12 protein-coding genes are annotated in these 16,246 nt (G+C 69.5%); 4 read left to right on the forward strand and 8 right to left on the reverse strand.

What is annotated here, in order from left to right; genetic code table 11:
• Positions 1-23 precede the first annotated feature (23 nt).
• Positions 24-2,126 carry a c-type cytochrome gene (locus V5F74_RS08200; protein ID WP_394007290.1) on the reverse strand — a complete coding sequence of 701 codons (2,103 nt, stop codon included), beginning with the start codon at positions 2,124-2,126 and terminating at the stop codon, positions 24-26.
• Positions 2,127-2,403: 277 nt separating this feature from the next.
• Here V5F74_RS08200 and trxC point away from each other — a divergent pair, with 277 nt between their 5' ends.
• On the forward strand, positions 2,404-2,850 hold the full coding sequence (trxC, locus tag V5F74_RS08205; RefSeq protein WP_394007291.1) for a thioredoxin TrxC: 447 nt from the start codon (positions 2,404-2,406) through the stop codon (positions 2,848-2,850).
• Positions 2,851-2,883: 33 nt separating this feature from the next.
• Here trxC and V5F74_RS08210 read toward each other — a convergent pair whose 3' ends face one another.
• Together V5F74_RS08210 and V5F74_RS08215 are read right to left on the reverse strand one after the other, a co-directional pair.
• Positions 2,884-3,798 (reverse strand): alpha/beta fold hydrolase, encoded by a 915-nt coding sequence (locus tag V5F74_RS08210; RefSeq protein ID WP_394007293.1) that lies wholly within the window; start codon positions 3,796-3,798, stop codon positions 2,884-2,886.
• Positions 3,799-3,862: 64 nt separating this feature from the next.
• Entirely contained in the window at positions 3,863-4,438 is a 576-nt protein-coding gene (locus V5F74_RS08215; RefSeq protein ID WP_038192618.1) for a TetR/AcrR family transcriptional regulator, read from the reverse strand.
• A 371-nt stretch (positions 4,439-4,809) separates the two neighbouring features.
• On the opposite strand from V5F74_RS08215, the gene V5F74_RS08220 reads away from it, so the two are divergent.
• The 3 genes from V5F74_RS08220 to V5F74_RS08230 are packed head-to-tail and all read left to right on the forward strand — an operon-like array spanning position 4,810 to position 10,066.
• A complete protein-coding gene (locus tag V5F74_RS08220; RefSeq protein WP_156026237.1) occupies positions 4,810-5,907 on the forward strand; it encodes an efflux RND transporter periplasmic adaptor subunit in 1,098 nt (365 codons plus the stop codon).
• A 14-nt stretch (positions 5,908-5,921) separates the two neighbouring features.
• The gene (locus tag V5F74_RS08225; protein WP_029555593.1) at positions 5,922-6,980 is read left to right on the forward strand and encodes an efflux RND transporter periplasmic adaptor subunit; all 1,059 of its coding nucleotides are present in this window, start codon (positions 5,922-5,924) and stop codon (positions 6,978-6,980) included.
• Positions 6,977-10,066 carry an efflux RND transporter permease subunit gene (locus V5F74_RS08230; RefSeq protein WP_029555594.1) on the forward strand — a complete coding sequence of 1,030 codons (3,090 nt, stop codon included), beginning with the start codon at positions 6,977-6,979 and terminating at the stop codon, positions 10,064-10,066. The genes V5F74_RS08225 and V5F74_RS08230 overlap by 4 nt, the downstream gene beginning before the upstream one ends.
• Positions 10,067-10,082: 16 nt before the next feature.
• Here the strand turns inward: V5F74_RS08230 and V5F74_RS08235 are convergent, their stop codons facing one another.
• The 5 genes from V5F74_RS08235 to V5F74_RS08255 all read right to left on the reverse strand — a co-directional run bounded on the left by V5F74_RS08235 (position 10,083) and on the right by V5F74_RS08255 (position 16,066).
• On the reverse strand, positions 10,083-11,150 hold the full coding sequence (locus V5F74_RS08235) for an ABC transporter ATP-binding protein (protein ID WP_394007296.1): 1,068 nt from the start codon (positions 11,148-11,150) through the stop codon (positions 10,083-10,085).
• On the reverse strand, positions 11,150-11,998 hold the full coding sequence (ugpE, locus tag V5F74_RS08240; protein WP_394007297.1) for a sn-glycerol-3-phosphate ABC transporter permease UgpE: 849 nt from the start codon (positions 11,996-11,998) through the stop codon (positions 11,150-11,152). The genes V5F74_RS08235 and ugpE overlap by 1 nt, the downstream gene beginning before the upstream one ends.
• A complete protein-coding gene (locus V5F74_RS08245) occupies positions 11,995-12,876 on the reverse strand; it encodes an ABC transporter permease subunit (protein WP_394007299.1) in 882 nt (293 codons plus the stop codon). Before V5F74_RS08245 ends, ugpE begins: the two co-directional genes overlap by 4 nt.
• Before the next feature lie 23 nt (positions 12,877-12,899).
• Positions 12,900-14,240, reverse strand: a complete 1,341-nt coding sequence (ugpB, locus tag V5F74_RS08250; RefSeq protein ID WP_394007301.1) for a sn-glycerol-3-phosphate ABC transporter substrate-binding protein UgpB — start codon at positions 14,238-14,240, stop codon at positions 12,900-12,902.
• Between the two features lie 122 nt (positions 14,241-14,362).
• Entirely contained in the window at positions 14,363-16,066 is a 1,704-nt protein-coding gene (locus V5F74_RS08255) for a diguanylate cyclase (RefSeq protein ID WP_394007303.1), read from the reverse strand.
• Positions 16,067-16,246: the final 180 nt, after the last annotated feature.

Below are 16,246 nucleotides of genomic sequence, written 5' to 3' on the forward strand. Positions count from 1 at the left end.
CGGGCGCTCGTTGTTTCAGGGGGTCAGTAGCGGGCGTCCGCCGGCTTCTTGTCCTTCGGCCAGTCGTTCACCTTGGGGGCGAAATCTGGCCGCGGCATGTGGCTGAAGTATTCGGCCACATCCACCGCCTCCTGATCGGTGAGGCCGCCCTGGCCCAGCGGGAAGCCGCCGTGGAAGCCGATGGGCATATTGCGCTTCACGAAGGCCGCTGCCGTGTAGGTGCGCGCCATACCCGCGCCGATGTTGAAGGACTGGTCGCCCCACAGCGGGGGATAGACGAAGGCGCCGGCGGCGTCCTTGATGCCCTCGCCGTTCGAGCCGTGGCAGACGGCGCACTGGGCGGCGTAGACCCTGGCGCCGTTCTCCGTATCCGGCTTGATCTGCTGGCTGATCTTGCCGACGCCGCGGCCCTCCACCTTGTCCTCGGGCTTGGTCTCCCGCTTCATCCAGTCGAAATAGGCGACCATGGCCTTCATGTCGTCGCCGTCCTTGGCGAGCGGCTTGCCGTTCATGGAGCGCAGGAAGCAGCCGTTGATGCGGTCCTCCAGCGTGATCTCCCGTCCGGCCCGCGGCGCATAGCTCGGGAAGAAGGCGGAGACGCCCACATAAGGCGAGCCGTCGGCCACCGTGCCGGCATTGAGGTGGCAGCTGGAGCAGTTCAGCACGTTGCCCACATTCTTCGGCAGCAAGGTGTGCGTCTCGGTGTTGAGGCGCATGCCGCGCACCAGCTGGGTGGCGTTGGGCTCATTGAGCACGTCGGCGATGCGCGGCGTGTCGAAGGGCCGGGTGTCCACCTTCGGGTCGAGGGTCGCGCGCGCCGCCTTCACCTCGCCGGCCGTGACCGGTGCCGCCCCGCCGCCCCAACTGGCGCGGACGAAGGAGAGGATGTCGGCGATCTCGTCGTCCCCCAGCCGGGCGAAGCCGGGCATGGTGAAGACGCGGGCATGGGCCTGCGTCTGCGCCGTCGCCCAGCCGGTCAGGGTGATGTGGACGAGCGTCGAGGGGTCCTTGGCCGCGACGGTCGGATTGCCGGCAAGCGGCGGGAACACCTTGGCGACGCCGGCGCCGTTGAGGCGATGGCAATCGGCGCAGAACTGGGCATAGGCAAGCCCGCCCCGGCTGGTGAACATGGCCGCGGGAACCGCCGAGGCCACGCCCGTGTCCGGCGTCGCCGGGCGCGGGGCGCGCGGCTGGTCGGTCGGCAGACCGCCGAGATAGGTGGCGATGGCCACAAGATCCGGGTCGGTGAAGTTCTGGGTGGAGTTGTGGATCACCTCGGTCATGGAGCCGGAGACGGTGCCGAAGCGGTTCTGGCCGGTCTTCAGCAGCTCCACCGTGTCATCCACGTCGCCGAGGCCGCGCAGATTGACCGCGTTCCACTCCTCCACCTTGGAGCCGGAGAGGAACTTTTCGCCGCCGCCGCCCGTATCGCCCATGGCGAGCTCCTGGAAGCCGATGCCGCGCGGCGTGTGGCAGGCGCCGCAATGGCCGAGGCCCTGCACCAGATAGGCGCCGCGGTTCCACACCTCACCCTTGCCCGCGTCTGCGACGAAGGGATGACTGTCGAGGAACATCTGGTTCCAGAACGCGAGCGTCCAGCGCTGGTTGAAGGGGAATCCGATCCCGGACGGCCTGTTGAGGCTGTCCACCGGCGCCACGCCCTTCATGAGGTAGACGTAGAGCGCGTACATGTCGTCCGGCGACATCTTCGCATAGGACGGGTATGGCATGGCCGGGTACATGTGGGTGCCATCGGCGGTCACGCCCTTGCGCATGGCGCGGTCGAAGGCACCGAAGCTGTAGCGGCCGATGCCGGTCTTCGGATCGGGCGTGATGTTGGTGGAATAGAGCATGCCGAACGGCGTCTCCAGTCCGCGCCCGCCGGCCATGGGCTTGCCGTCCGCCGTGGTGTGGCAGGCGACGCAGTCGCCCAGCTCGGCGATGTACTTGCCGCGCGCGACCAGCTCCGCGTCCGCCGCCTGCGGCAGCGCGCGGCCGCCATCATCGATGCGCGGCGGGGTGACGACCCACCAGAACACGGCCGCGCCAACCACCGCGACGCCGGCTGCGGCCGCCGCGAGCGTCTTCAATCGCGGCCTGCGCCGGATTGTCCCTTCGTCGTTCATGGAACGACCTCCTGTCATGGCCGGCGCCCCGAACGCGCGCACGAACCCTTCCGGAGAAACCGCATCCCATCCCTCCGGCGATTCGCGGCTGCTTTCGCACCGCCTTCCAAGTCCCGCGCGACGACACTACAGCCGCACCGCAGCAGGGCATTGACGCACCGCAACTGTGAAATTCCCGCCCTTGCCTTGCGGCGCCGCCACGGCCGCCTATCTGGACGGGAGAAAGGAGCGGCCGCAGGCGAACCGGATCCGGCGCCGGGCGGCCGTCATCGACATCATGTCCGACAAGATCATCATCCCCTGCCCCCATTGCGGGCAGCTCAACCGCCTGCCCGCCGAGCGGCGCGGCGGCGGACGGTGCGGTTCCTGCGGGCAGGCCCTGTTCACGGGCCATCCCGTGGCGCTCACCACGGCGGCGTTCGACCGGCAGATCGGCTCGGACGACCTGCCGGTGCTGGTGGACTTCTGGGCCGGCTGGTGCGGCCCCTGCCGCGCCATGGCGCCGGCATTCGAGGCCGCCGCAGCGGCGCTGGAGCCCCTCGTGCGGCTGGCCAAGGTGGACACGGAGGCCGAACCGCAGCTTGCCGCCCGCTTCCAGATCCGCTCGATCCCGACGCTGATCCTGTTCCGCGGCGGCCGGGAAATCGCCCGCCAGAGCGGTGCCCTCTCCGGCGGGCAGATCCGCGCCTTCGTGGAGCAGCACGCCGCCAGCGCGGCACGCTGAGCCACGGCGGAGCGCGCGCGGTCGGAACCGCGCTCAGTGGCAGGTTGCCTGATCGCGGCCGGCCGATTTCGCCACACGAACGATGGCCTCCACCACCACGCGGTGGAGGCTCGCCGGCACGTGATGGCCCATGCCGTCGACCAGCAGGAATTCGGCGCCGGGGATCGAAGCCGCGGTGTCGGCGCCGCAGGCCGGCGGGATCAGGGGATCGCACGCGCCGTGGATGACCAGCGCGGGCACGGCGATGGTCGCGAGCCGCGCGCGGCGGTCCCCCGCCACGGCCATGGCGGCGAGCTGCCGGCCCGTGCCGCCGGGATCATGGGCGCGGCGCGCCTCCTCCAGCACAAGGCGGCCATGCGCGCCTTCGTCCACCGGATGCGCCGGACCGGCGATGCGGCGGGCGAAGGCGAGGCTGTGGGCCAGAAAGCCGGCTTCGTCGCGGGCGGGATCGGGCGCGGGGCGCATCATCATGGCCAGAACGTCCGGCGCGGCTTGGGGCAGCGCCGGATTGCCGGTGCCCGACATGATCGAGGTGAGGGACAGCACCCGTCCGGGGTGCTCGCTCGCCATGATCTGCGCGATCATGCCGCCCATGGACTGGCCGACCACATGCGCCCGCGGAATGGCCAGGGCATCGAGCAGGCCCATCGCGTCGGCCGCCATATCGGCGAGGGTATAGGGAACGTCCGGCCGCCGCCCCGCCATCAGCGCGGCGACGAGGGCGCCGAGGTCCGGCGGCGTGTGCTGGCCAAGATGGGTCGAGCCGCCGGCATCGCGATTGTCGAAGCGGATCACGCGAAAGCCCTGCCCCGCGAGGGCGGCACAGAACGGCTCGGCCCAGCGGATCCTCTGAACGCCGAGACCGGCGACCAGCAGGATCGCCTCGCCATCCTGCGGGCCGAAGCTGTCGAAGGCGATGTCGAGACCGTTGGCTTTCACGAGGGGCATGGCGACGTCCGGGAGAGGGCCCGCCATTAATACCCGGACGAAATTATAGTCAATATTACCCGGATCAAATTTTCGGACCGGCCTGCCCCAGCACCATCGCCAGCGTATCGGCGACGCTGCGCTCGAGGGTGCCGCCCGGTCCTTCCGAGAGGGCCGGAAGCTCCAGCACGTCGCGCAGGATCCCGACGCCCATCAGCAGCGCCGCCGCCAGCGCCGCACGCTGGGTGGCGTTGGTGTCGAGATGCGCGCCCAGCGGCGTCACGAACTCCTCCATCACCGCCGTGCGCAGCACCGCCGCCGCCTTCGGGCTGGTCAGGGACCGGATCAGGATGTCCATGGGCCGGACGGTCGCGTCCGGCTCGTCTTCAGCCAGCAGATGGGCCGCCAGCATCCGGGCCGGGTCGGCACCGAGCGCGTCGAAAATCTTGTCCATCTGCACGGCGCACTTCAGCGCTTCGTGAAACAGCTGCTCCTTGGAGCCGAAGGCGCGGTGCACGTAGGCGACGTCCACGCCCGCGTCGGCGGCGATCTCGCGCAGTCCGGTCTCGTCGTAGGACTGCCGCGAGAAGCGCGCGACAGCCGCCGCCAGAATGCGCTCCCGCCCGGAGGCGGGCGCCGAGCTGTCACGGGTCTTGGTCATCACATCCGTCCTCATCCGGCCTCAAGGCGTAGGAGGTCGCGGGCATCTGGTCAACACCCGTTGACTTTCACCCGCGGCTCGCGCTACAGGGATAGCAGAACCGAGGGGCGCAAGGTTCCGGAGCGGAGATTTTCATGCCTGTGCACCGGCGCGCGCGCCCCGGACATGCGTCCCCTCGAGATGAGCCCCCAGGACATCGGTCCCTTGGAGATCCGCACCCTGGACACTTGCCACCCGATTGCGCCGCAGGGCGCGGCGGCGGCGCGGTGCGCCGGGTCTTGAACAGAACGGCCTGATTTCTCATGCAATTCCCGTATCGCGCGCCGGCGGCGAACACCGGAGCGGGCGTTCGTTCGCCTGCGCGACGGCCGATGGCCGCGCTGATCTGCATCTTCGCCCTCTCGGGCCTGCTCGCCGCCTGCGACGGACAGGGAACCCCGAAGGACGCGTCCCACCCGACACCCGAGGCAGGGCGGCCCGCGTTCGTGGTCCGGGCCACGGCCGTCGCGGTCACGAACCGCACCACCTCCGTCTCGCTGACGGGGGATGTCGAGGCCAAGGTGCTCACCCAGCTGTCCTTCCGGGTCGGCGGGCGGGTCACGGAACGCCTGGTGGACGTGGGCGCGCACGTCGCCGCCGGCGATCTGCTGGCGCGGATCGATCCCACCGAGCAGCAGGCCGAACTCGACGCCGCCACGGCCGCCGTCTCCGCCGCCGAATCCCGGCTGCGCGTCGCCAATGCCAATTTCCAGCGGCAGTCGACGCTGCTCGCCAAGGGCTACACCACCCGCGCCGCCTACGATCAGGCGACGGAGACGGCCGGCGCGGCGGAAAGCGCGCTGGAGACCGCGCGCGCCCAGCTGGGAACGGCGCGGGATGCGCTGGGCTACGCCGAGCTGCGGGCCCGCGCGGCCGGCGTCATCACCGCCCGCACCATCGAGGTGGGGCAGGTGGTGCAGCCCGCCCAGCCGGCGTTCACGCTGGCCGAGGACGACACGCGCGACGCGGTGTTCGACGTCTACGAGACCTTCTTCCACAACAGCGACACCGACCGCATCAGGGTCTCGCTCGTCTCCGATCCCAAGGTCGTCGCGGACGGGCGCGTGCGGGAAGTGTCGCCGGTCATCGATGCGACCACCGGCACCGTGCGGGTGAAGGTGGCCATCGACGCGCCGCCCGAAGCCATGCCCCTCGGCAGTCCGGTGACCGGAACCGTGATGTGGAAGGCGAAGCCGCGCATCGTCCTGCCCTGGAGCGCGCTGGCCTCCGATGGCGGAGACCCAGCGGTCTGGCGGATCGATCCGAAGACCCATGCGGTATCCCTCGCCAAGGTCGTCGTGGACGCCTTCGAGACCGGCTCCATCGTGATCTCCTCCGGCCTCGCGCCGGGCGACCTCGTGGTCGTGGACGGCGCCAAACGCCTCAGCACCGGCCAGACCGTCGACTACACACTGGAGAGCGGCTCGTGAGACATGCCCATCTGATGCTGGTGCTCGCCGCGACGGCCGCCCTCGCCGGCTGCGGCGAGCAAGCGGCCGCTCCCGCCGTTCCGCCGCGTCCGGTGCTGACGGCGGTGGTGCAGCCCATGTCCCGCGAGGTGCTCGAAGTGGCGGGCACCATCGAGCCGCAGGTGCAGACGGACCTCAGCTTCCGGGTGCTGGGGCGGCTGCTCGTGCGGTCGGTGAACGTGGGCGATGTGGTCGCGAAGGACCAGGTCGTCGCCGCCATCGACGACACCGCCCTGAAGCTCTCGGTGCGGTCCGCCCTCGCGGAGGTCGCCAACGCCCAGGCCCAGCTCACCAACGCCTCCGGCACGGAGGACCGCCAGCGGACCCTTCTGGAGACCGCGGCCACCAGCCGGGCGACGTTCGAGACCGCCGAGCAGGGCCGCTCGGCGGCCGAGGCGTCGCTGGCTCGCGCCCAGGCGAACCTCGTCAAGGCGCGCGAGCAGCTGGGCTACGCGCAGCTCAAGGCCGAGTTCGCCGGGGTCGTCACGGCGGTCGGCGCGGAGCTGGGACAGGTGGTTTCCCCCGGGCGCAGCGTCGTCACCATCGCGCGGCCCGACATCCGCGAGGCGGTGGTGGATATCGGCGAGGACTTCATCGGCGATATCAGGATCGGATCGCCGTTCCAGGTCAGCCTCCAGCTCGACGGGGCGCCCGTCGTGACCGGCCGGGTGCGGGAGATCGCGCCCCAGGCCGACAGCGTGACCCGCACCCGCCGCGTGCGCATCACCCTCGACCATCCGCCCGCGGTGTACCGGCTCGGCTCAACCGTCGCGGCGCGTCCCGCCGACACTCTTGCGGCCGACCTGTTGATTCCGGGCTCTGCGGTGTTCACCCGCGACGGCAAGTCCTTCGTCTGGTGCGTCGCGGCGGACGGCCGGACGGTGCACGCGCAGCAGGTCACCGTGTCCGCCGCCTCCGGCGACAAGGCGCGCGTGACCTCGGGATTGGCAGCAGGAACGCGCCTCGTGACAGCGGGCGTGCACAGCCTGTCCGAGGGCCAGAAGATCCGTCTAGAGCAGGATGTCCAGCCGTGAAGTCGTTCAACCTGTCCGACTGGGCGCTCGAGCATCGCTCGCTCGTCTGGTACTTCATGCTCGCCTTCGTCCTCGCGGGCTTCCTGTCCTACCTGCAGCTCGGCCGCGAGGAGGACCCCGCCTTCACCATCAAGACCATGGTGATCCAGGCGCAATGGCCCGGCGCCTCGGCTCAGGAGATGACGCGGCAGGTCACGGACCGCATCGAGAAGAAGCTCGAGGAGCTGGAGGCGCTGGACTACACCCGCAGCCTCACCGTGCCAGGCGAGACGACGATCTTCGTCAACCTGCGCGACACCACCAAGGCCCGCGATGTGGTGCCCACCTGGCTGCAGGTGCGCAACATGGTCAACGACATCCGCGGCACCTTCCCGCAGGGGGTGACGGGGCCGCAGTTCAACGACCGGTTCGGCGACGTCTACGGCAACATCTACGCCTTCACCAGTGACGGGCTGACCCAGCGCCAGCTGCGCGACCGGGTGGAGGAGGTGCGCGCGCAGGTGCTCACGGTGCCCAATGTGGGCCGCGTGGACATCATCGGTGCGCAGGACGAGGTGATCTTCCTCGAATTCTCCACCCGCAAGATGGCCGCCCTCGGCATCGACCAGCGCGCCGTCCTCACCTCGCTCCAGGCGCAGAACGCGCTGGTACCCTCCGGCGTGCTGCAGGCCGGGCCGGAACGCATCGCCGTGCGCGTCAACGGGCAATTCACCTCCGAGGAGAGCCTCAAGGCCATCAACCTCCGGATCAACGGCCGCTTCTTCCCCTTGACCGACGTCGCCACCATCCGGCGCGGCTATGTGGACCCGCCGCAGGCGCTGTTCCGCTTCAACGGCGAGCCGGCCATCGGCCTCGCCATCGGCATGAAGGCCGGCGCCAACCTGCTTGAGTTCGGCGAGGCGCTGAAGGCGGAGATGGCGCGCATCGAGGCCGACTTGCCGGTGGGCGTCGGCGTGCATCTCGTCTCCGACCAGCCGCAGATCGTGGAGGAGGCCGTGGGCGGCTTCACCCGCGCCCTGGTGGAGGCGGTGGTGATCGTGCTCGCCATCAGCTTCGTCAGCCTCGGGTTTCGGGCGGGGCTGGTGGTGGCGATCTCGATCCCGCTGGTGCTCGCCATCACCTTCATGGTGATGGCCTATTCCGGCATCTCGCTCCAGCGCATCTCGCTCGGCGCGCTCATCATCGCCCTCGGCCTCTTGGTGGACGACGCCATGATCGCGGTGGAGATGATGGTGGCGCGGCTGGAGGCCGGCGACACGCTCAGGAAGGCCGCCACCCACGTCTACACCTCGACGGCGTTCCCCATGCTGTCGGGCACGCTGGTGACGGTGGCCGGCTTCATCCCCATCGGCCTCAACAGCTCCAACGCCGGCGAATTCACCTTCACCCTGTTCGTCGTCATCGCCGTGTCGCTGCTGGTGTCGTGGCTGGTGGCGGTGCTGTTCACCCCGCTGCTCGGCGTCGCCATCCTGCCGAAGAGCCTGCCGCATCATCAGGAAGGCGGCGGCCGCTTCGCCCGTGCGTTCGCCTGGATCCTGAAGCGCGCCATGCTGTGGCGCTGGACCACCATCGGCGTGACACTGCTCGTCTTCATCCTCTCCATCGCCGGCATGGGCCTCGTCCAGCAGCAGTTCTTCCCGTCGTCCGACCGCCGCGAGCTGATCGTCGACTGGAACCTGCCGCAGAACGCCTCCATCGCCGAGACCAACGCCCAGATGGCGCGCTTCGAGCAGGAGGCGCTGAAGGGCAATCCCGACATCGACCACTGGTCCACCTATGTGGGCACGGGCGCCCCGCGCTTCGTGCTGCCGGTGGACGTGCAGCCGGCGGACGTGGCGTTCGGCCAGACCATCATCGTCACCAAGGGGCTGGAGGAGCGCGACCGGCTGAGGGGGCAGTTCCAGGCCTATCTCGACAAGACCATGCCGGGCACCGACGCCTTCGTGCACTTCCTCGACATCGGCCCGCCGGTCGGCCGCCCGGTGCAGTATCGGGTGAGCGGGCCGGACATCCAGAAGGTGCGCACCATCGCCCTCGACTTCGCCAGCGTCATGCGCAGCAATCCGCACCTCGGCAATGTGGTGTTCGACTGGATGGAGCCCGCCCGCGTCATCAAGGTGGACGTGCTCCAGGACAAGGCGCGCCAGCTGGGCGTGACCTCCGAGGACATCGCCGGCGCGCTCAACGGCGTGCTGGACGGCACGGCCATCACCCAGGTGCGGGACGACATCTATCTCGTGACCGTGCTCGGCCGCGCCAATGCGCAGGAGCGCCAGTCCATCGAGACCCTGCGCGACCTTCAGCTGCCCGGCTCGGGCGGGCGCTCCGTGCCCCTCGCGGCGGTGGCGACCCTGCGCTACGAGATCGAGCAGCCCACCATCTGGCGGCGCTCGCGGCTGCCGACCATCACGGCGAAGGCCGGCATCATCGATGCGGTCCAGCCGAACACGGTGGTGGAGCAGCTCACGCCCGCCGTCGCGGCCTTCAACACGAAGCTGCCGCCCGGCTATAGTGTCGTCATCGGCGGCGCGGTGGAGGAGAGCCAGAAGAGCCAGGCCCCCATCCTCGCGGTGATGCCGCTGATGCTGTTCATCATGGCCACCATCCTGATGATCCAGCTCCAGAGCTTCCAGCGGCTGGTGCTGGTGTTCGCCGTGGCCCCGCTGGCGCTCATCGGCGTGGTCGCCGCGCTGGTGCCGAGCGGCGCGCCGCTGGGCTTCGTCGCCATCCTCGGCGTGCTGGCGCTCATCGGCATCCTCATCCGTAACTCGGTGATCCTGATCGTCCAGATCGAGCATCTGCGGGCCGAGGGCCACCCGCCGTGGGAGGCGGTGCGGGAGGCGACGGAGCACCGCATGCGGCCCATCATGCTCACGGCGGCGGCGGCGAGCCTCGGCCTCATTCCCATCGCCCGCGAGGTGTTCTGGGGGCCCATGGCCTACGCCATGATGGGCGGCATCATCGTGGGAACGGTGCTGACGCTCCTGTTCCTGCCGGCGCTCTATGTGGCCTGGTTCCGCATTCCCGCACCGAAGGCCGGGGATGGCTCGCAAGACCCCGACGCGACCGGCGCGCACACCGGGTGAGCCGGGGGGCGGCGCATCATCGGGCCACCGGACCGGCCGGCCCGATGCGTTGCCCCGAACCCGGATCGAACAGGTGCAGCCGCTGCGCCGGGCAATGGAAATCGAGGCGGGACCCCAGCGCGAAACTCGCCGGCAGCGTGCGCACCGAGAATGCGGCGCCGGTGTCGAGGCGCCCCACCAGAAGCACCTCGGCGCCCATCGGCTCCACCGTGTCCGGGGTGAAGCGCAGGACCAGCCCGTCGCCGTCGGGGTGCCCGCCCGCCACATCCTCGGGCCGGATGCCCACGAGCACCGGCCGTCCGTGCCCCGTGTCGCCAGTCTCCAGTCGCACCCGGCCATTGGCGTCGAGCCATCCGGGAAGCAGGTTCATGGGCGGATCGCCGATCAGCTCCGCCACGGCGGTGTCGGCCGGGCGGGCGTAGATCTCCATGGGCGGTCCGAGCTGCGCCGGACGGCCCTCGTTCAGCACCAGAATGCGATCGCCGAGGCTCATCGCCTCATGCTGGTCGTGGGTCACATAGAGGCTGGTGACGCCAAGGCGGCGTTGCAGGCGCTTGATCTCGGCGCGCATGGAGGTGCGCAGCCGCGCGTCGAGGCTGGACAGGGGCTCGTCGAACAGGAACAGGCGCGGCTTGCGCACCACCGCCCGGCCGATGGCGACGCGCTGGCGCTGGCCGCCGGACAGCTCGCGCGGCTTGCGGCCCAGCAGCGGCGAAATGTGCAGCATCTGGGCGGCCTCCTCGACGCGCGCGGCGATCTCGGCGCGCGGCAGGCGGCGCACCTTCAGCCCATAGGCCATGTTGTCGAACACGCTCATGTGCGGATAGAGCGCATAGTGCTGGAACACCATGGCGATGTCCCGCGCGGCGGGATCGCGCGCGGTGATGTCCTCGCCATCCAGCATGATCCGGCCGGAACTCGGCTGCTCCAGACCGGCGACGAGCCGCAGAAGCGTGGACTTGCCGCAGCCCGACGCCCCGACGACCACCACCATTTCGCCCGGCGCCACATCGAGGTCGATGCCCCGCAGCACCTCGGTGCGGCCGAAGCTCTTGCGCACCTGATCGAGGACCAGCCCGGCCATCAGCGTTCGCTCTCCGTAAGGCCCTTCACGAACCATCTGAGCATGGCCAGAACCACCAGCGTGGGCGGCAGCATGGCGAGGATGGCGGTCGCCATCACCTCGTTCCAGGCGGTGCGGGATTCCGGGCCGATCATGCGCACGATCCCCACCGTGATGGTGTCGAGCCGCGGGTCGGTGGCCACCACCAGCGGCCACAGATACTGGTTCCAGCCGTAGACGAACAGGATGACGAACAGCGCCGCCATGTTGGTGCGCGACAGCGGGATCAGCACGTCCCGGAGAAACCGCCAGGGACCGGCCCCGTCCATGCGGGCGGCCTCCACCAACTCGTCGGGCACCAGCACGAAAGCCTGCCGGAACAGCAGGGTCGCCGTCGCCGAGGCGGTGAGCGGCAGGACGAGGCCGGCGAAAGTGTTCACCATGCCGAAATCCGCCACCACCGCGAAGGTGGGGATGATGCGCACCTCCACCGGCAGCATGAGGGTGACGAACAGCAGCCAGGAGCACAGCATGCGGCCGGGAAAGCGGAAGAAGGCCACCGCATAGGCCGAGAGCAGCGAGACGGCGATCTTGCCGGCGGCGATGGCGAGCGCCATGGCGAAGGAAAGGGCCAGCATGCGCCACACGGGCACCCCGCCGGGCGCGGGCGAAAGCAGGCGCGGGTAGATCGCGAGGCCTTCGAGGCGCGGCAGGAGGCCGATATCGCCCCGGTTGATGGCGCCGCTGTCCAGCGTCGATCCCACGAACACCAGCCAGATGGGCAACAGGAACAGGGCCGTGCCCATGAGCAGCACCGCGTGGGCCAAGAGATGTCCCCGCATCGGGGAGCGCAGGGCCGGCGCCTTCATCGTTCGCCCCGCCGCCTGAGGAAATGGAACTGCAGCGCCGTCAGCCCCATGACGAGGGCCATCAGCACCACCGACTGGGCGGCGGAAGCCCCGAGGTCCAGATTGACCACACCGTCGCGATAGACCTTCACCATCAGGGTCTGCGTCGCCCGGCCCGGTCCGCCCTGCGTCAGGGCCTCGATGGTGCCGAAGGTCTCGAAGGCGGAATAGACGAGGTTCACCACCACCAGGAATGCGAGCGTCGGTGCGAGCATGGGCAGGAGGATGGTGCGGAACCGCCGCCAGCCACGCGCCCCGTCCATCCGCGCGGCATCGATGATGGTGCGCGGGATGGATTGGAGGCCCGCGAGGACGAAGATGAAATTGTAGCTCACCTGCCGCCACGCGGAGGCGCCGACCACGGCGATCATGGCCTGCGTGTCGTTCAGCTTGTAGTTCCAGGCGATGCCGAGATGCTTCAGGAGGCCGGCGACGCCGCCGATCTGCGGATGGAGCAGCAGCGCCCAGATCACGCCCGCGGCCGCCGGCGCGACCGCATAGGGCCAGACCAGCGCCGCCCGGTAGGCGCCCCGCCCGCGGATGTCCGCGTCGGCGAACACCGCCAGCAGGACCGCGAGGCCGAGCGCCAGCCCCGTCACCGCCCCGCAGAACACCAATGTGCGCCCGATGGCGGCGAGATAGAGCGGATCGGTGAAGAGCGCGGTGAAATTGTCGAGGCCCGCGAAGGTCTCGCTGAGGCCGAACGGATCGGCGCGCATGACGCTCGCGCGCACCGCCACCGCCGTCGGCCACAGGAACAGCAACACGGTCAGCGCCATCTGCGGCACCAGCAGCAGCGCGGGCGTCGTCCAGCCCGGAAAGATCGTTCGCCGCTCCATGTCCGGGCCGTGCTCCGCAGGACCTATCTGGATACGGACTTCTCGAACTCGCGCAACACCTTGTTGCCGCGTGCCACGGCCGTGTCGAGGGCGGCGCCGGCGTCCTGCTTGCCCTGCAGGGCCGTCTCGAACTCTTCCTCGACGATGGCCCGGATCTCGGTCAGCCGCCCGAGGCGCAAGCCCTTGGAATTGACCGTGACCTCGCCGCGGTTGAGCTGGCGGATGGGGATGTCCGCGCCCGGATTGCGGGCATAGTAGCCCTGGGCAAGCGAGAGGCCCGCGCCGCCCAGCGTGACCGGGACATAACCCGTGCGCTGGTGCCAGGACGCATCGGTGTCCGGCCGGGCGAGGAAGGCGAGGAAGCTGGCGACGGCCTTGTATTCCGCCGCCGACCGGTCGGGCGCCGTCATGGTCCACAGGCTCGCGCCGCCGATGATCGAATTGTTCGGTGTGGCCCGCACCGCCGGGTCATAGGGCAGTTGCGCCGCCATGGGGCGGAAGCGGGCGTCGCGCACCACGGCAGCGCGGATCCCGGACGAGTTGAAGGAGATGCCCGTGTCGCCGGCCGGGTAGAGGCTGTCGCCGGCGGCGCCGCGGCCGGCATAGGTGAAGGTGCCCGCCTTCGCCATTTCCAGAAGGCGGGTGATGTGGCTGCGCATGGGCGGGGAATTGAACACCAGCTCGGCGTCGAGCCCCTCGAAGCCGTTGGCCTTGGTGGCGAAGGGCACATCATGGATGGCGCCGAAGCATTCCAGATGCACCCAGGTCGGCCACGCGGTGGTCATGCCCACCTTGGCGCCGCCCTTGGACCGCAGCGCCTCGGCCGCCGTCACCACCTGCTCCCAGGTCTCCGGCGGCCGCTCGGGATCAAGGCCGGCGCGCTCGAACAGGTCCTTGTTGCACCACATGATGGGCGTCGACGAATTGAACGGCATGGAGGCCATGCGGCCATCCGGCAGGCTGTAGTAGCTGCGCACGGCCGGCATGTAGATGGCCGGATCGAGCCGGACGCCGGTCTCGTCGGCGAGCTGCCACACCTGCTTCACCGCCGCGCCGGCGGCCAGCATGGAGCCGGTGCCGACCTCGTACATCTGGACCAGATGCGGCGCCTTGCCGGCACGAAAGGCGGCGATGGCCGCGGTCATGGTCTCGGGATAGGTGCCCTTGAACACCGGTTCCACCACCACCGCCTTCTGGACGGCGTTGAAGGCGTCGCAGAGCCGCTTCAGTTCGTCGCCGAGGGGGCCGGCCATGGCGTGCCAGAACGTGATCTGGACCGGTGCGCCTTGCGCAAGGGCGAGGCCCGGCACCAGCGCGAGGCCGGCAGAAGCGGCGGTTCCGGCGAGCAGTTCGCGGCGATTCATCGACACCTCCTGGACGCGGACGGGCGCAAGCGCGGCTCGGCGCGGTTCAATTGTGGAGAAAGGCGCGCGACCTTGCCAAGGGGGGATGACGCCCGCGTGACCTTCCGGCGAAGCAGCCATCCTCAGACGGCATGCTGTACCTCCGTGCAGTTCCGCCCCGAGCTTTTGGCCCTGTAGAGGGCCTCGTCGGCGATGCGGATCAGCCCGGCCATGCTGGCCCCCTGCGGGGCCCGCGCGATGCAGAGGCCGATGCTGACGGTCACCGCGTCGAGGCCCGGCGCCACCGCCGACCACGGCTCCCGCTTGAGATCGTTGTGGATGCGCTCGCAAAGCGCCTGCCCCTGCCCTCCGGAGGCATTGGGAAGCAGAAGCACGAACTCTTCCCCGCCATAGCGGGCCGCCAGCCCGGCTCCGGGCGGGAGATTGGCCTTGATGACCATCGCCACCCGCTTGAGACATTCGTCCCCGGCGAGATGCCCGAAAGTGTCGTTGACCGCCTTGAAGCGATCGATATCCACCATCGCCAGGCACAGCCCCAGCCGCTCGCGTCCCGCCCGGTGCCATTCCTCATCGAAGATGGCCTCGAAGCGGCGCCGGTTCGCAAGGCCGGTCAACGGATCGCTGCCGGCGATGAGCGCCAGCTCCTCGTGCGCCCGCTTGAGCGCCCGCTCCGCGAGCACCCTTTCGCGGGCGTCGCGCAGCGAGCAGATGAAGGCGATGTCGGCTCCGTCGAGCGTCGTCTCCTGAACCGCTCCGATGGAGGCTTCCATCCACACCCAGTCGTCATGGCGGGCACGCACCCGGCACACGAAAGCGGCGCTGCGGCCAAGACCGCTTCCCTCGCCGGCGCAGAGCGCCGCCAGGAACATGGGCTGCTCATCGGGGTGGAGGAAATCGATCACGTCGCGATCGAGCATCTCCGAAGGCCCCCACCCGAGAATGCGGCTGCAGGCCGGCGACATGAAGCGGATCGTCCGGTCACCGGAGATCGCGGCGATCACGTCGGTCGAGTTCTCCGCCAGCAGGCGATAGCGCCGCTCCCCCTCCCACGCCCGGCGTTCCGCCACCAGCAGGTCCGCCTGCTGGCGCTTGAGGAGGGAAATGTCCGAATGGGTGAAATACCCGATGCCGTCGCTGGTGCGACGGGCGATGACACGGCGCCATTGATCGCGCGGCAGCTCGATCTCGAACGGCGATCCGGCGAAGCGCATGTTGTCGAGAAGCCCGGGCTCCAGCTGCTCGTCGGGCCGGCCGGCCGCCGCCCAGGCCCGGCGGACCACGGCGGCGAACGGCTGGCCGACCACGGTCTCGCTCGGACGCACGCCATAGAGCCGGCGGAATTCGTCGTTGGCGGCGATGATGAGGTCGTTCTGGTCGAGCACCATGGCCCCGTCGGGAATATGGTCGAGCAGGTCGATGGAGAAGCCGCGCTGCGCGTCGCTCCGTTCGGCCTCTGCCGGCTCCTGCACGAGCGCCTGCCAGATGCGGACGCGGTTACCATCGGAGTCCGTCAAGGCATTCACGCGCAGGCGCCGGCCGCGATGGTCGAAGACGAAGGCGCGCGATTGCGTCCGATGCCGCAGGACCCCGTCGCGGATGTAGCGCTCGATGTTGGCCAGCTCCGAAGCATCGAGCCGGGCGGCGTAGAAGCGCCGGAGGTTCGCCTCATAGGGCTCGCCCACATGGACGTGGCCGTCATGCTCCGGAAAAAACTTCAGGAATGTGTTGTTCCACAACAGGCAGCGGTCGTCCGCATCGAAGAGGCACAGCCCCATGTCCATGCCGTCGAGCAGGTCGGCGAAGAAATCATAATGCCGGCCGGTCACCGCAACACTCCGCTGGAGCTCATGACGGATCGAGCCGCCCCTGAGCTTCGACGCGAATCTTTTCCTCCGCGCAATCACCTTAAAGGGAAAGATCGAAATCGCCTATGGTCAGCCATGCGGGGCTCCGGCGGTGCGGAATGACAAGTCTAAGCTTGCTGATTACCCCTCATGATACCGCCA

It is taken from the genome of Xanthobacter aminoxidans, from assembly GCF_043193615.1.
Lineage (GTDB): Bacteria > Pseudomonadota > Alphaproteobacteria > Rhizobiales > Xanthobacteraceae > Xanthobacter > Xanthobacter aminoxidans.

Coding starts and splice junctions, on each gene's coding strand:
- V5F74_RS08200 (WP_394007290.1), bottom strand. CDS start 2,126: ATGAACGACGAAGGGACAATCCGGCGCAGGCCGCGATTGAAGACGCTC.
- trxC (WP_394007291.1), top strand. CDS start 2,404: ATGTCCGACAAGATCATCATCCCCTGCCCCCATTGCGGGCAGCTCAAC.
- V5F74_RS08210 (WP_394007293.1), bottom strand. CDS start 3,798: ATGCCCCTCGTGAAAGCCAACGGTCTCGACATCGCCTTCGACAGCTTC.
- V5F74_RS08215 (WP_038192618.1), bottom strand. CDS start 4,438: ATGACCAAGACCCGTGACAGCTCGGCGCCCGCCTCCGGGCGGGAGCGC.
- V5F74_RS08220 (WP_156026237.1), top strand. CDS start 4,810: ATGGCCGCGCTGATCTGCATCTTCGCCCTCTCGGGCCTGCTCGCCGCC.
- V5F74_RS08225 (WP_029555593.1), top strand. CDS start 5,922: ATGCTGGTGCTCGCCGCGACGGCCGCCCTCGCCGGCTGCGGCGAGCAA.
- V5F74_RS08235 (WP_394007296.1), bottom strand. CDS start 11,150: ATGGCCGGGCTGGTCCTCGATCAGGTGCGCAAGAGCTTCGGCCGCACC.
- ugpE (WP_394007297.1), bottom strand. CDS start 11,998: ATGAAGGCGCCGGCCCTGCGCTCCCCGATGCGGGGACATCTCTTGGCC.
- V5F74_RS08245 (WP_394007299.1), bottom strand. CDS start 12,876: ATGGAGCGGCGAACGATCTTTCCGGGCTGGACGACGCCCGCGCTGCTG.
- ugpB (WP_394007301.1), bottom strand. CDS start 14,240: ATGAATCGCCGCGAACTGCTCGCCGGAACCGCCGCTTCTGCCGGCCTC.